At 39.7% G+C, this 14262-nt stretch carries 18 protein-coding genes; 1 reads left to right on the top strand and 17 read right to left on the bottom strand.

Translation table 11 applies throughout. From position 1 onward, the window contains the following. Positions 1–6: 6 nt before the first annotated feature. The 7 genes from TY03_RS18015 to TY03_RS17985 form a co-directional block, all read right to left on the bottom strand. The gene (locus tag TY03_RS18015) at positions 7–1008 is read right to left on the bottom strand and encodes an AAA family ATPase (protein ID WP_042372511.1); all 1002 of its coding nucleotides are present in this window, start codon (positions 1006–1008) and stop codon (positions 7–9) included. A 4-nt stretch (positions 1009–1012) separates the two neighbouring features. Then, entirely contained in the window at positions 1013–1216 is a 204-nt protein-coding gene (locus tag TY03_RS18010) for a helix-turn-helix transcriptional regulator (protein WP_042372708.1), read from the bottom strand. 147 nt (positions 1217–1363) lie between these two features. Beyond that, entirely contained in the window at positions 1364–1576 is a 213-nt protein-coding gene (locus tag TY03_RS18005; RefSeq protein ID WP_042372509.1) for a DUF2589 domain-containing protein, read from the bottom strand. A 226-nt stretch (positions 1577–1802) separates the two neighbouring features. After that, the gene (locus TY03_RS18000) at positions 1803–2432 is read right to left on the bottom strand and encodes a hypothetical protein (RefSeq protein WP_148335710.1); all 630 of its coding nucleotides are present in this window, start codon (positions 2430–2432) and stop codon (positions 1803–1805) included. Positions 2433–2547: 115 nt separating this feature from the next. Further along, entirely contained in the window at positions 2548–2982 is a 435-nt protein-coding gene (locus TY03_RS17995) for a GIY-YIG nuclease family protein (protein WP_042372504.1), read from the bottom strand. A 97-nt stretch (positions 2983–3079) separates the two neighbouring features. Further along, positions 3080–3295: a hypothetical protein gene (locus TY03_RS17990; protein WP_042372501.1), complete on the bottom strand. Its 216-nt coding sequence runs from the start codon at positions 3293–3295 to the stop codon at positions 3080–3082. A 1-nt stretch (position 3296) separates the two neighbouring features. Further along, the gene (locus TY03_RS17985) at positions 3297–3767 is read right to left on the bottom strand and encodes a HEPN family nuclease (RefSeq protein ID WP_222860408.1); all 471 of its coding nucleotides are present in this window, start codon (positions 3765–3767) and stop codon (positions 3297–3299) included. 264 nt (positions 3768–4031) lie between these two features. Between TY03_RS17985 and TY03_RS17980 the strand changes: the two genes are divergently transcribed. Continuing rightward, entirely contained in the window at positions 4032–4976 is a 945-nt protein-coding gene (locus TY03_RS17980) for a hypothetical protein (RefSeq protein ID WP_042372497.1), read from the top strand. 205 nt (positions 4977–5181) lie between these two features. On the opposite strand, the gene TY03_RS17975 is transcribed toward TY03_RS17980, so the two are convergent. From TY03_RS17975 to TY03_RS17930, 10 genes are all read right to left on the bottom strand, one after another. Continuing rightward, the gene (locus TY03_RS17975; RefSeq protein WP_042372495.1) at positions 5182–5778 is read right to left on the bottom strand and encodes a DUF6549 family protein; all 597 of its coding nucleotides are present in this window, start codon (positions 5776–5778) and stop codon (positions 5182–5184) included. Further along, positions 5775–6269, bottom strand: a complete 495-nt coding sequence (locus TY03_RS17970; protein ID WP_042372493.1) for an N-acetylmuramoyl-L-alanine amidase — start codon at positions 6267–6269, stop codon at positions 5775–5777. The genes TY03_RS17975 and TY03_RS17970 overlap by 4 nt, the downstream gene beginning before the upstream one ends. Continuing rightward, positions 6266–6700 (bottom strand): phage holin family protein, encoded by a 435-nt coding sequence (locus tag TY03_RS17965; RefSeq protein ID WP_042372491.1) that lies wholly within the window; start codon positions 6698–6700, stop codon positions 6266–6268. Before TY03_RS17965 ends, TY03_RS17970 begins: the two co-directional genes overlap by 4 nt. 198 nt (positions 6701–6898) lie before the next feature. Further along, the gene (locus tag TY03_RS17960) at positions 6899–7204 is read right to left on the bottom strand and encodes a hypothetical protein (protein WP_042372489.1); all 306 of its coding nucleotides are present in this window, start codon (positions 7202–7204) and stop codon (positions 6899–6901) included. Then, positions 7201–7539: a hypothetical protein gene (locus TY03_RS17955; RefSeq protein ID WP_074434204.1), complete on the bottom strand. Its 339-nt coding sequence runs from the start codon at positions 7537–7539 to the stop codon at positions 7201–7203. Before TY03_RS17955 ends, TY03_RS17960 begins: the two co-directional genes overlap by 4 nt. A gap of 17 nt (positions 7540–7556) precedes the next feature. Beyond that, complete coding sequence (locus TY03_RS17950; protein ID WP_042372487.1) at positions 7557–11381, bottom strand: hypothetical protein; 3825 nt, start codon at positions 11379–11381, stop codon at positions 7557–7559. Then, on the bottom strand, positions 11378–11890 hold the full coding sequence (locus TY03_RS17945) for a DUF6712 family protein (RefSeq protein ID WP_042372485.1): 513 nt from the start codon (positions 11888–11890) through the stop codon (positions 11378–11380). Before TY03_RS17945 ends, TY03_RS17950 begins: the two co-directional genes overlap by 4 nt. After that, entirely contained in the window at positions 11862–13037 is a 1176-nt protein-coding gene (locus tag TY03_RS17940) for a hypothetical protein (RefSeq protein WP_042372483.1), read from the bottom strand. Before TY03_RS17940 ends, TY03_RS17945 begins: the two co-directional genes overlap by 29 nt. 3 nt (positions 13038–13040) lie before the next feature. Next, positions 13041–13634 (bottom strand): hypothetical protein, encoded by a 594-nt coding sequence (locus TY03_RS21625; protein ID WP_148335708.1) that lies wholly within the window; start codon positions 13632–13634, stop codon positions 13041–13043. Then, positions 13631–14248, bottom strand: a complete 618-nt coding sequence (locus TY03_RS17930) for a hypothetical protein (RefSeq protein ID WP_042372481.1) — start codon at positions 14246–14248, stop codon at positions 13631–13633. The genes TY03_RS21625 and TY03_RS17930 overlap by 4 nt, the downstream gene beginning before the upstream one ends. Between the last annotated feature and the right edge of the window lie 14 nt (positions 14249–14262).

Raw genomic sequence — 14262 nt, 5'->3', positions numbered from 1 at the left:
TATAAATTATTTCTTAGACTCTGAGTCAGATATATTATTTGCTTTATTTTTCAACTCATTAGATACAATGTCTTTCATATTTGAATCCGGTAAAGATAATACATACTGTCTTAATATTGACAGACCAAATTCTTCTAATTCAGCATAATTTATCCCTAATAGTTTTTTAGCTATCGTTTCAGAAGCATATTCAAATCGAATTCTATGCTTATTTTGAAATTGATCTAGCCATGAAACAATATTCACCCTTGTTGGAATTGGCAGGGATATTTTGATCTGGAACCTTCTCCACACAGCTCTATCCAATAACTCCGGATGATTTGTAGCACCAATAACGATTACATGACTAGAAAGATTGTCAATCTGTAACAATAAAGAACTAACAACTCGTTTAATTTCACCAGTTTCATGGATATCGCCACGCTCTTTACCTAAAGTTTCAAATTCATCAAAAAATAGCACGCATTTCCTTGTGCTAACATAATCCATTAACTTCCGCAACCTTGATGCAGTCTCACCCAAATAAGCTCCGACCAGACTATCATATTTGACAACATACAATGGCACCATCAAGGCTTCGGCATATGCCTCAGCTAATGATGTTTTTCCATTACCAGGAGGGCCAATGAGAAGAATTCGGTTCCTTGGTTCAAGTCCATAAGAGCGTAATAAGTCAACTCTAAACTGCTCTTGAATAAACTGATTTGATGAGGTAAGCACTTCTGTTGGCAGAATTAAATCTGATAATCTTTTTGTTGGAGTTATCTCCGTGATTAAGCTTTCAGCTCTGTAATCTATTATTGCTTTACCATTAGTGTTTAAGCTTGTATTATTAGAGCTATCAGTAGCTCGAATTTTATTTAGCTCATTCTCTATTTTATCAGCCAAAATCGTATGTTGTTTCTTTCTTTCCTCAGAAACAATTGCCTCAGTGACTTTTTTGATCATAGGTTTATTCCCGGTGATCGCATATCGCACTAAATCTACTATTAAATCTGCTCTAGCCATTATTCTACTTCGTTTTATTAAAAAGCTCCCTTATGTCTATATCGATCAATTTTGCTATTTGATAAAACGTTTCAACGGACGGCTGGCTTTCATTTGTACACCAACGAGACACAGTTGCTGCATTTTTACCAAGTACATCAGCTAACCATTTATTTGTCTTTTTATTTTCAGCAAGCACTACTTTTATTCTATTTATTGAAATGCCCATGGCTACCATAATTTATGTAATTTGCAACAATATTTGCTTTTTATCTATATTTAGGCAAATATAAGTATTAATTTTGGAACAACAACATACAAGGATATAAATAATTCACAGACTATTATGATATTGAAGATCCAGTGATATTTATTGCTATGAATTATTTTCTTCAGCTGCCATTTTTTTCAAAAATTCTTTTGTGCTATTTGCCAATTCTTGCTGTGCTTCAGCAGCTGCTCTTAAAGGGCCTCCGATTAGACCATCTATTGGGAGTCCTTTAAAACTATCGATTGCACGGTTATCTGGACGCTTAGAAGATTGTTCTTCTTGGCTTTGGTCAGGAGATAGATTGCTTTGCTCTTCCATGGTATAGATTCTTTAGTTCATACGCAAAGGTAAGAAAAAGACAATACACTGCGTTTAGTTATTAAAGGATTTTCTTGAAAGCGTGATAGATTTTAAGGAAGGCAGTATTTATTTCCGGATCATATATAATTCGCTTCAAATATTGTATAATGAAAAGCCCCACTCCCAGAACTAAAATCCATTTTTCAGAGTGGTAACATAAGCAAAATAAATACCGTTATAATGATCAAAAATGTTTTTTATAAATGCACAAGATGTCTTCTATCTCAGAATTAGACAAATCTTCTCTTTGAAAGGGGACAGGCAACATGTCTTTGGAAATATAGGCCTCTTTTATCTTACCTATCAATTTAGTGGCTCCTTCTTTTGTTCCCCTATGCAAATAGATTACATCCGGCGACAATCCAAGATAATGACCTAACCTATGAGCCGTATCATAAATACAAAGATCTCCTACCCCTCCCACCTTAGATTCTTTTATAATATTATACAGTTGACCAAAAGAATCGGCAGCAACGATATCATCTTTTCGCATCAAAATACTGTCTGAGAACTGCTGTAGATCCGATGGAGGTATTAAATTTTGGTGTCCATGTTTACGTCCCTCGCCATCTCTTGCAGTAGCTGCTAGAACTATCGCGTTTTCTATTTTGGCAGCATTCTTTATGTCCGCTAAATGTTTATCTCTCTCCGAATGCGTCGCTTTATAATGGGCAATAATTGAATCATATTTCTCGTCCTCACTCTTACTATTCGCAAGAATTAGTTCATCAATGTGATCAAAGCATCTATTTGTCTTTTTTATTTTTCGAAACCTATTGCATGACATACTTTTTCCTTTTTTATATTTAGCCAAAGATACTTAAGTTTATGCAGTTAATCGTAAGTTGAAAGATGTTTGACAGCAGGTTTACTAGAAAACTCCACTTCGTTGAAGTGGAGTAAATATAATCATGATACAATTGTTTTACTTATGAACGTTTTGATAAATTATAATTATCAGACGTCTTTATCTCTTTTAGTAAAAATTCTTCCAAAGAAGCACATTCAAAAGGAGAATCAATTGGTACAGCGACCGTTACTATATATTTAGGAGGCTTAGTCCAATTTTCATCTTTTATTAGGCACGACTTACCATCAGCACTGTAACCAAAGTATCGTCCTAACCTTCGACCTACTGCTACAGACGATTTTCCAATGTACAATATATTATCTTCAGCATCCATTACTAAATAAACCCCTGCTCTATCTACATAAGGATAGCATTTAGGCCAGCAATTAACGGATTCACTATCGGTTGGAAACAAGTCGTATTTATCACTGATCAAAAAAGGAATCAATTTTGGGTTACGATACTTACACTCATAAGAGTGTATCAATGTTTTAGCTTCATCTAATTTAGCCATATTAATTATATTTATATTATGGATCAAATACCTCTTCTAACAGAATAAAATGTAAAAGGAATTAAGGATATGCATGAATTTAAGGAGCCAAAACAAGTCAATAAGGAGACTGGCTTATATCATATCCTTTTGGATTGTATACTACATAAGGCAATGATTTAGTCACTCCTGCAACCTTTCTTTCTTTAGCATTTTCACAAAGCATGAACGAAAAATCAGGAAGGGTCATACAGTGCTTAACTTTATCAATATCGTACCCTTCCCATTTTAAGAAAGTAGCTGCCTTAATTGATATTTTCGATAGTGTTTTCATGTTAATGAGGTATATTTATAATGTCCAACATTATATCTGCAAATTTGACCGTAAAGACTCTTAATGCTTTGACTGGTATTTTAGCCTCAAATGTTACCTCACCGCCACAATTGCGACATGGGATACAATCTTTAAACTTAACATGAGTAATTGATACACCATCTTCGCTAATCGGATTTACATTACCATGAGCTACGGAATTTCTAATATGCTTTACGGTTTTCTTCAGAGTCTTTCTACCTTTAATAAGTTCAATGTGTTCTGCAATTCCCCAATCTCCATCAACATTAATTTCTGGTACTTTATCCGTATAACGTTCCCGTGGGATAACAACTAACCCTATCAGACAATTCAACAATAAAGTGACATCATATATCTCGCCTGGCTGCCTTGTGGAATTATTTTGATCATATTGTTCTAAAATATTTTTTGTTCTTGTGATAAAGTCAGTTTCAGCATTATAACTACTCATTTTCTTAGTATTATTGATTAATTTTACAAATATAAACATATTTATCAGATATACAGTTTAGAAAATAGATAAATGTAAAAAATATAGTTTATTGGGAAAAAGAAAGCCCCGTTGGTAGACGGGGCGAAATGTAATAAGTTATTGATATTTGCAGTAAAAAAAGACCATAAATATAGAAATATAACTTTAATACAAAAAAAAAGAATATATTTGCAGAAAATAAAAGCAATGTTTTAATTTTAACAAAATAAATATAAGAACTGAATGAATACTATGAACTATAAGAGCTTATTGTCGTACGACAAGTTTAAAGGAGGCTCTGCTTGGCTGATATTATTAATAGGAATAGGAGGGTATGCATTTGGATACTTTGGATTTGACACAGCAAGCATCTGGAAAGAAATCGTTATAAAGATATCAGACGTATTAGTTATAGGTGTGATTATTGGTTATTTATCTAATGCCGCTCAATTTTTAGGAATATTCAAAAGAGACTTACAAGACATAGTGTATTCTGAGAAATTTTTAAGCAATCAAAGAAATATAGTTGAAATATGGGAATTAGTTTCAAAAACTATGTTCAGGTCTAAATTTCCCAAAATGAGCAAAGAACTTCTTGAGCTTATAAAAAAACATTATCTAGCAGATGATGAAGTAAGCTACTACGATAATTATAGAGTAATTACAGATGTAAAGTGGGCAGATGCTGATAGACGTTTTATTATTGTCCAAGACACAATCACATTTGATCTTATTGCCGAAAATCAACAAAAATTCACAATACCATTAAAAACTTGGATAAACATCAAAAATCTTGAAGAGGATGAGTATTATTCTAAAGTGTCGTGTTGGGTTGACGATATTGAAAAAACTCCCCAAATTACTACCACTATTAACAATAAAAAAATGGAATATTTACACCAATGCGATATTGAGCTTGAAGGAAAAAGTAAATATGAAATTGTTCAGAAGCGAGAACGAAAATATTGCTTTGATTACGATTTTGATATTGGCTTTAGAGCAAAATACATTGTTAGAAATTTGAGTGTAACCTTCAATCACCCTAATGATATGGATGTATCTTTTATATGTAGAGGAACCTCCGAGGATTATAAACCTGTTAAAAATGACAAAACAAGCGAAGAATATTCCTATAAAGGTTTGATTTTACCAAGACAAGGTTATATCTTTGCACTCAAAAGGAATTAATATATAAAATATAGATATATGAAAACAATACTTTATGGTGATACCGAAGGGTAGTTTAAGCGAGAATAATCATAAGTAAATAATAAAAGTCGTGAGCTAATTGCATTCACGACTTTTTCATTTTATGCCACTGTCCACAATATTTTGTGTAAATAGAAAACTACAGGATTCATCTTTTATGCTTGAATCCTGTAGTTTTCAACTTTCATTTCTTGACTTGAATAAGCTCACTATATTTGACCTCCGACCTCGGATTAAAATTGACTATCTCCACCTTATATCCTTTCGTTCCCCACGTCCACCAAAGGAAGCGTTTTTTGGGTATTCTGTGGACGGCTAAGGCCAAGCTATCACGAGTAGCATACATTACCGTAGAATCCTTGAAGCAGGCTGTGACCGTTGCCCATTTATCAGAGTATTCCAAGCAGTCAGGTAGCTCTTTCGACGGCTTCCAAGCCTCTTTGGGTATGGTATCTTTGGTTTCAGTAGACACCTTGGCAATTGATTCCAGGTACTTGTTTTTGATTCCCAGTTCCTTGATAAGTTTTGCATCATCGACCCGATACTTCTTGAACTCGTCAATAGTGAGGTTCAATGCAGATACAGAGGCAGCGTTTACCATTAATAGGCTATCTCCATGCTTGACAGCTACCTTGTAGTGCTTTACGGTATCCATGAGTGTTTCAATATTCCCAGACTTCCGTTCATTCTCTGCTTGTAGCTTTCGGTTCTGCTGGAAGAGGTAACTAACCCCTCCCAATAATGCGATGAATGCTATCGCAATAATCAAATACTTTTTCATGGCCTTATCACTACATTTTTCATAAAGTTACTAAACTCACTTCGCACGTCAAAGCATGGGCACGACTTGATGAACTCGAATGATTCCACCTCTCCGCTACCGTTTGCATCAGGTGATGTGTCACGATGACCAAGCAGTTCAATAATAGGGTACTCTTTACAGAGTTTTGCCACCAAGTCACAAAGAGCATTCTTCTGCGCATCCGTACGAGTATCTGCCGGCTTACCGTTAGCATCCAGCCCACCGATGTAGCAAATACCGACACTGTGTTTGTTGTACGAAACACCGGAGAACCCTTTGGTATTACAGTGTGCTCCGTCGATGGAGAGCGGACGGCCATTCTCGACGGTACCATCAAGGTCAATCACGAAATTATAGCCAATCTGGTTAAAGCCGCGAGCAAGGTGCATCTTTGCAATATCCTTGGCTCTCAAATCTTGCCCGGCACGTGTGGCCGAGCAATGAATAATAATTGAATCGATTGTTTTCATTTTGTCTCCTCCTCTTCTACTTCAATGATATCGCTCTTCTTAGCGAAGAACTTGAATATATTTACCTTGATCTTTTTCCCCTTCGCCTCAAAGTAATTAGCGAAGCAAGAATTGATCTCTATGCCGTACACAACAAGCATCACTAGTGCAGGCAATGCAGTGATGCCAAAAGGCGCACCGAACGTTGCACCCAATGCTCCGGCCGTGAAAATCCAACACAGATAATCAATAATCTTGTTTATCGTCCTTCTGATAGCCCGTGATGAACGAACCTTCTCCTTGCGAACCTTAGCCGCACTAATCCCGAACCGTAGGTCGGCAAGGATGAGAATTAACCCCAGCAAGAAGAACCACCGAAGCGGCTCCAAGAACTCAATACAACCGCTTAAGGCAGCGGTGGTAATACCTCCAATCACATTCCTTTCATCCATTTACTCTTTATTTACGATTATACTACCTTGTTATAATTACCCTAACTGAAACTATACCTACATAAAGCGATTGTGCGCAGATAATCAATGCCCTATCTTTGCAAAGAATTAATTAGTCATAAATTCATTACGTAGCTATATTTAAGTTAGTGGAAACTCCGCCCGGTCTGTGATAGGTCGGGCGGTTTTTCGTTTGGTTTATAACTCCCCTCCGGCTACAATGTAGTCAACTAACGCAGATTCAAGCTGTGCTCTTTCTTCTCCTTGCAGAATAGAGACACATTCTCCCTCCTCGTTATACTCATGATCGACAAGTAGCTTCTGAATATAACCAGCCTTTTCTTGATCGACATTAGTAGTTAACTCTTCGATAATGGGAGCAACTATTTTAGTTCTATTCTCACCTCTGATTACTCTGAGTTGACGTACCTCACCTGAGGATACTTTGATGAATGAGAGACTATCCAATAAGGATAATCGTCTCGCTAATGCTTCTTGATTCATGATTTTGATTGATTTTGATTAATAATATTGTCTAACATAGGGCAAACAGCCTCTTGAATGAAGGCAACAAGCCCCATACGAATGTACTTATTCAACACAACTGCCTGTTGTGCATCTATATCGACCTCTCCATTCCTATAGATTTCACGTCCAAGTTCCATTTCGCCAAGATCGGGTGTGTTATTGTAAATCACATTGCCCAAATCCTTAGAAATGTCATAAACTTCGGGGACACCTTCCAAAGGGTGAAGCTCTCCATTTTCATCTTTCACTTTCTTCCATCGAGGACCGCCATCAATGTCTTTCACCTCAATTTTTCTAAAATCGATTTTCATAATTTGTTATTTTATTGTTAAAACTTATTCCTACCTACGATAAACACCTCGAATGCGCAATTTTTAAGGCCTTGGCCAGCATCAACAAGAGCGATGTCAAAACTACTTAAGCCTTTTGCTCCAATCATGCCGATCATATACCTCCATCCATCTGTCGCATACGGTGTACATTGTATTATGGCATAGTATTGATTGTGTCCAAGGTTATGGCTAATGGTATAGTTACCATCGCTCGTACGTCGTGTAGATGCCGTACATCCATTTCCCCAACTATTTTCAAGTGTTCCCCATGCATTCACTCGTCCTGCCCATAAAACACCGGGCGCGTTCCAAATCTCTCCATTTCGTTGGCCAAACACATGTGATCCGAATGAGCGTATAGAATATGCACTTCCAGCGTTAGCAATTAGGCTTAAACATACATTATTGGTACCGTATGACTGAATTGATAACCCCTCATTCCCATACCCGTCTGATGCCGCGTCTAGCCGCATTGCCATCATGGTACTAGATTTTCCACCAATTCGAAGATATCTATTATTGGATGCCGTTATTTCAATTTTTGCACTCAGGTCATTATTGATTAATGAGTAGCCTGAGATATCTTTTGAGATCGTAAAACCGCCAACAACTGCACCTTCGGTAAGCACCATGCTGCCTCCTTTGAGCATATTGTTTTCTATAACCATACCACCGATGCGCGCCCCATCTTTTACCGTCAACCGACCGGTTGTTATATCCAACGATTCTATTGCTTTAGCTGTGACCAAAGCAGCCTGTACGTTAGCAACATTCAGTTTATCAGCGGTAATCGTTCCGCCGGCGATTTTATCGGCAGTGATTGACAGGGCTGATATACGAGCCGCATTCAGAAACCCGGTATTGATCTTACCGGCATCTAAATTGGCAATTTTAGCATTGGTGATGGTACCGTCTCCTATATTAGCCGTTCCAAATACGACATTGGTAGCGGTAATTTGTTGCGCCACGAGTGTACCGGTATACACTCCGTTCGAATCAATGTAGGTAGTACGATCATTGGCCATCGTGTCAAATACAGTGGCATAGGCTACTTCAACGTTAAATGCGACGTCAGATCCAACAAAGTAAAAATACATACCACTAGAGAATGTACCCGTACCGGAGCATTTGACACGGTAAACGTATTCGGTATAAGTGCCGGTGCCGATGTTGGGCGTCAACCATTCCGAAATAGGATTATCGCCTGAAGCATTGGACGCATAATTAATGGTATACCCCTTGGGGATATTGGCTATAATACGAGCAATAAACTCGCAATGCCTATAAGTCTGCGTGCCGAAATAGAACCCACCGAGCCCGGGTGAAGTTGAACCACCACCTAAATACCGATATCTCATATAATAGCCACTTGGACCCGGTACGCCATCGGGCTTTACTAACCGTTCCCAAATACTGGTGCTGCCACCTGAATTATTATATCGGTTCGTGGAGTTTGCACTTGTCCGAAAAAACGGATCGGCATACTTCATGACTCCATTCATGTAAGAGGATGCAATGGCGTCACCTTTGTCGCCTTTGTCGCCCTTACCACCTGTGGGACCGATTGGTCCAACGGGACCAACTTGACCTGTCGCACCGGTAGTTCCTGTTGCACCGATGGGACCGATAGGACCCGTTGGCCCAACTGCACCCGTATCACCCTTTACCTTCGTCCATGTATAAGCCGAAAAAGTCATGCTGTCGGCTTGAGTAAAATCGACATACTGACCAATGTACTGCCCGGGTATTTCACCGTTGTTTGCAGTGAAAGTCGTACCATTATCGGAGTACTTGATATGCAAATATGATGTTTGTCCGTTTGCGCCTGCCGGACCTGCAATACCATTTGTACCTGCAGGACCTTGCGAGCCCTTGAACTGTGCCCAGGTGTATGAGGTGTAGGCAGTAGGTGCGGTCGAACTTCCTGTGACAGCTATACCAATATAAGTGTTGGGAGTGGTCACCATCGGATTACCGTTGGCATTGGCAGAGTAACGAACGTGCAGGAACTGCGATGTGCCGGGAATACCTTGTGAACCCGTAGGGCCTGTGGCTCCTGTTGCTCCCGTGGCACCCGTTGGGCCAACTGCACCGGTTGCTCCTGTATCCCCCTTTACCTTCGTCCAAGTATACGCTCCAAATACAGTACTATCTACCTGCTCGAAGTCCGCATACTGTCCGATCCATGCACCCGGAGTCTCACCATTGTTTGCGGTAAAAGTAGTACCATTGTCCGAGTACTTGATGTGTAAGTAACTTGTTCTTCCATCAGCACCCGCAGGACCTGCAATACCATTTGTACCTGCAGGACCTTGTGAACCTTTGAATTGCGCCCAAACGTATGAGGTATACGATGTGGGTGCGGTTGCGCTAGCGGTTACGGCAGTTCCAATATAAGTGCTTGGTGTGGTAATCATTGGATTACCGTTGGCAGCAGTAGAATAACGTACATGAAAGAATTGAGATGTACCCGGTATACCTTGCGATCCTGTATGACCCGTTGCTCCTGTTGGGCCTACCGCTCCGGTGGCACCTGTTGCACCGGTATCGCCCTTTGATATAGATTTGAGCCAGTCCGTAGCATTGTCGCCCGGCACTTGCGTAGTAAAGCTTTCAGCGATACAAATCCATGTACTGCCATTATGGGTTACTTCGTCGTAATAATAGTATTTTCCGACTACCCAATCACCCTTAAATACAGGAACGGGCACTTCGGTGGCACCATCGGCAGAAAGTACACGAATAGACCCGGTAGCATAGATGTTACGCAAATAGGCACTATGCCCGGTCATATCGATACCGAATAGCTTCAAATTAGACAAATCACCTAATTGCATCATCACCATATCTTTGGTAATCTCCCAGTTATTCACCCCGGACAAATAACGCTGATAGGTACGTGTGGTATATGCCGATGTTTGACGCTCTTTGTCTGTAAAGTTACCATACGCCACAAAGTGCATCGCTTTTTGTGGATGGAAATCGTAACCGGTGCGAAGGGTGTATTTATACTTTCCTTCTTCTTCAATCTTTTCAACGATGCGGAAGTAGGCAGTCTGAAAGCCTGTGTTGTTATTGAACTTTGCTTTGCAAATGTCGTCTATCGCAATAGCCGCCAGCTCTCCCGGTTCAAGTTTCATCGTAATGATGCGATTAGCTGTGTCCACCTCGGCGATAATACCGCCACCCGGAGCACTCCATTGCTCACCGGAAACAACGGTTACTCGATTGTATCGTAACTCAGGTACTTCAAGAAAATCACGTAAACGAAGTGATCCGGCATCGATATGCCCTTTTTTGTTGATAGCCCATCCGATTAGCTTTTCGACGTAATCGAATGAAGAGAGGTCACCAGAAAAGGTTGCATCTTTCGCAATGATCCTTTCTAATGCTTCAAGTAGATTGAACTCACCCTTTGCGCCTTTGACCTTATCAGTGGCGGTTACATTCGTAGCATTCACCTGCACCGCATCAACTAGCTTTGAAGAGATCGTTTCAAGGACACGCAAGTAGTCGATATCCGCACCACCTGTGACGTTTAACCCCTTCTTTAACTTGGCTAGCTCTTCGGCAATGAGGCTATCAACGGTTAAACCACTCCTTATTTCAGCACCACCCAACAGCTTTAATAGGAAGTCGGTCTGATCGGGGCCGGTCTTGGATAGGAAGAGTTTCTTTAGCTCTTCGTTGTCATTATCAAGGAGCTCCAACAACCCCATAAGCACCCGTCCTACCCTCTCCGCGGTATTTTCCCCTGCAGAAGAAGCATTACGTACTTGCAATGCCAGCTTCTTCAACACTTCAGCTGTATCACTCATCATTCACCTATTGCAATTATTCTTGTTCCGTTATTTTTCACTTTAGCTCTCTTATCAAAAGTCTGATTGGTAGTCTTTAAGTAGTTGAGCACATCTGCTAAATACCTTTTACCTACATTCAAAGCATCATGATAGCTTGCATATTTCTGTTTATCATCTACCTTTTCCCCATATTCGTCATTGTGTGATAAAAAACCACTTTCTGAAAGAATACGGCCATCATTTTTCACTAATCGAGCATACACATAATAAGCCATTGCCGTTTTAAGCCCTTTAAACAGGTGCTTTTTACCGTCTCTACCGACGTATACACCACCCATTAACAGCGTTTCGTATTTCGGACCCGATAAGTTTCCTTGAATATCCAAAAACAGATCACACCCTATTGCAGGAATGATATCTAACTGCTCCGTTTCGTCAATAAACACATCAACATCAGATTCATCGACGTGCACCGAGGTAGGTCTAGCTAAAGAGAGTACATCACCCTTGGTTATCAGATGTATTTCCATCACTATTCATATATTTAATAGGTTGAATACTAAAATTCATCGAAGGATTTACAGGAACATACCAATAGCGAAATACCTTATCAAAAGCCCTTTCAATAAATCGCTGTTCATTCGTTACTTGACCGGCATAATACTCGTAAGCATCGCGCATCACCTGACCGGAAAACCCCAATTTACCAATTCGTATGGCATAAAATAACTCTTGACTAAAAGCAGCGTAGATACGCTCGACAGTACTATTGTCAGTAACGGTAAAATCCTTATCATAATTTGCGGTCGTAAAGGGCACGATCTTTGGTTCTTCTTCGTCTTGCTCGAGCTCGACAAGCATTATTTTATTACCGTTTGTGTCTCCTTGAAACCTCTTCAAATCATCAGCTTCAATCAATTTGGTCTCAACCTCTTCCCCATTATCGTTAATTCTTGGCGATCCCTTTTTGACCACAAGCATACAAGAGACAAGAAAGCTGTTACGTGTATTTCGATTTTTGATGTTGGAAAGACCTTCATCCGTACTCATTTCTGTTATCACTGAATCATAGATAGCTAGTGGATAAGTATTACTGCCGGCCATGCTAACCCACAACACCTGCCCTTTGTAATACTCTAATCCACCAGCTTTATCTATCTGCGATAAAACAACATTTTTTCTTGGATTGAACACATTGATGCGATCCACGTTATTGCTATCAACCTTAACTATTACCCCATTTCTTGTCTTCTTCCCACGCCAATCAGGATGTATGAGAATATGTGACACATACCCATTCTCATCCTCTTCTTCAAGTCGGCAATTTTCAAACGGTACGTGCTGAATTTCGACAATCTCACCAAGCAGGTTATAGTTTACGTGTATGGCCAATCCTCCAAATTTTGCCAAATCTTGTGATAGCAAATGAAGAATACTATCCGCCGTATCTCCTGATCGATTAACAGCTACCTCTGCAAAGTCCACATTTTTAAAACCATTTCCTTCAATGAATTTCGCATATCGATTCAAGCATAGCGTTGCTGTACCGGATGATGCAGCGATTGAAGCTATTGTTTGTGGATACAGATTATCATTGCCGAAAGTGCTCATCTTGAACTTCGACAAATAATTTGTGTCTATTCTCGACTCTGGTTTCTTTGCAGTCTTTACATTCATTGCTTACTTTCCTCCCTTCGAAAGATTCAACTCATCAGCAGCCTTGATGTGAGCATCTAGTAAGCGTGCAGTCACCTTCTTGCCGTCGATTTCGTATTCTTTGTACTCTTCTTTCAACGATTTCTTGGTCACATCGCCTGCCAGTTTCTCGGCTAATTCTTGGACTAAATTTTCGTTGAGAGCTACCGTTTCCTCTTTCTGCTTTTCGTCATACTTAGCCAAGCGATCTTCCAAATCAGCCGGAGTATGAGCGAAAAGAGTTTCTGCGGCAGCCGGGAACTGTTTCAGGTATTTTTCCGAAACGTCGTTCGTCAGATTGGCATTGGTATACACTTCACTGGTACCGAAGAATTGGAGCACTACTCCATTCTTCAATGAATAATCACATTTTTCTTTCATCTTCCTCTCACGTTTTAAATAATTATATACTTCAATTAAAGCATCGCGATAACAATCGCTACAACGGGTATTCACCACATTCTTGCTGAGTACACTACCGTACAATTTAGATATGGATGTCTTATCTTGATCTGAAAAGCCCGAATCCATACGGGCTTTCAATTCATTTACTTTGGTTAATGCATCCTGATACATCATTCAAATGGATTTTCAGGTTCCCCTTCACCAGAATCCGTTAAGGTCGCAAACTGAATCTCAGTTGTTTTCGTATCAGTATTAAAGAAAAATACAGCCGCTTTAGGAGAGCCTGTTTCCTTTAACGAAACAGCCCATCCCCCATCCGTATCCTCTGAGTATTTATCGTTTTCGATAGTTTCTGAGCGCAACCCTTGATAATATCCATAAACCTGATACTCGGCACTGCCATTTTCTCCTTTATGCTTATTGCGTAGGATAACGACATATTCACCGTTCGCCAACCCTTCGATAATATCTTCGCACACCTCAGGCCCATTATCGAGAACAACCAAAGGAATATCATTAGTCCACTTGCTTTTGTACGTTCCTTTTTCCAAAGAAGTCTTAGCTCCAGTAAATGGTGTCGCGCCGGGGCAATGAACTTCAAATCCTTTCTTCCCCGTTTTCAAAACCAACGTCTTGACGATATTATTTCGCTTACCGTCAAATACCGTTGCCGCAAAATCAACATCTTGACGGTTGATTATCAAACCGTTTGCCTCCAACCCCTTGGTGATGGGGTTGGCGCAATCTACTGATATCGATTTTTTAATAATAGAATCACATAAACCCATATAATCCCTCCTTC

This window comes from Bacteroides neonati, assembly GCF_000499785.1.
Lineage (GTDB): Bacteria > Bacteroidota > Bacteroidia > Bacteroidales > Bacteroidaceae > Bacteroides > Bacteroides neonati.
Note: the sequence above shows the minus strand (reverse complement) of the source record. Positions and strands in the feature narration are given on the sequence as shown.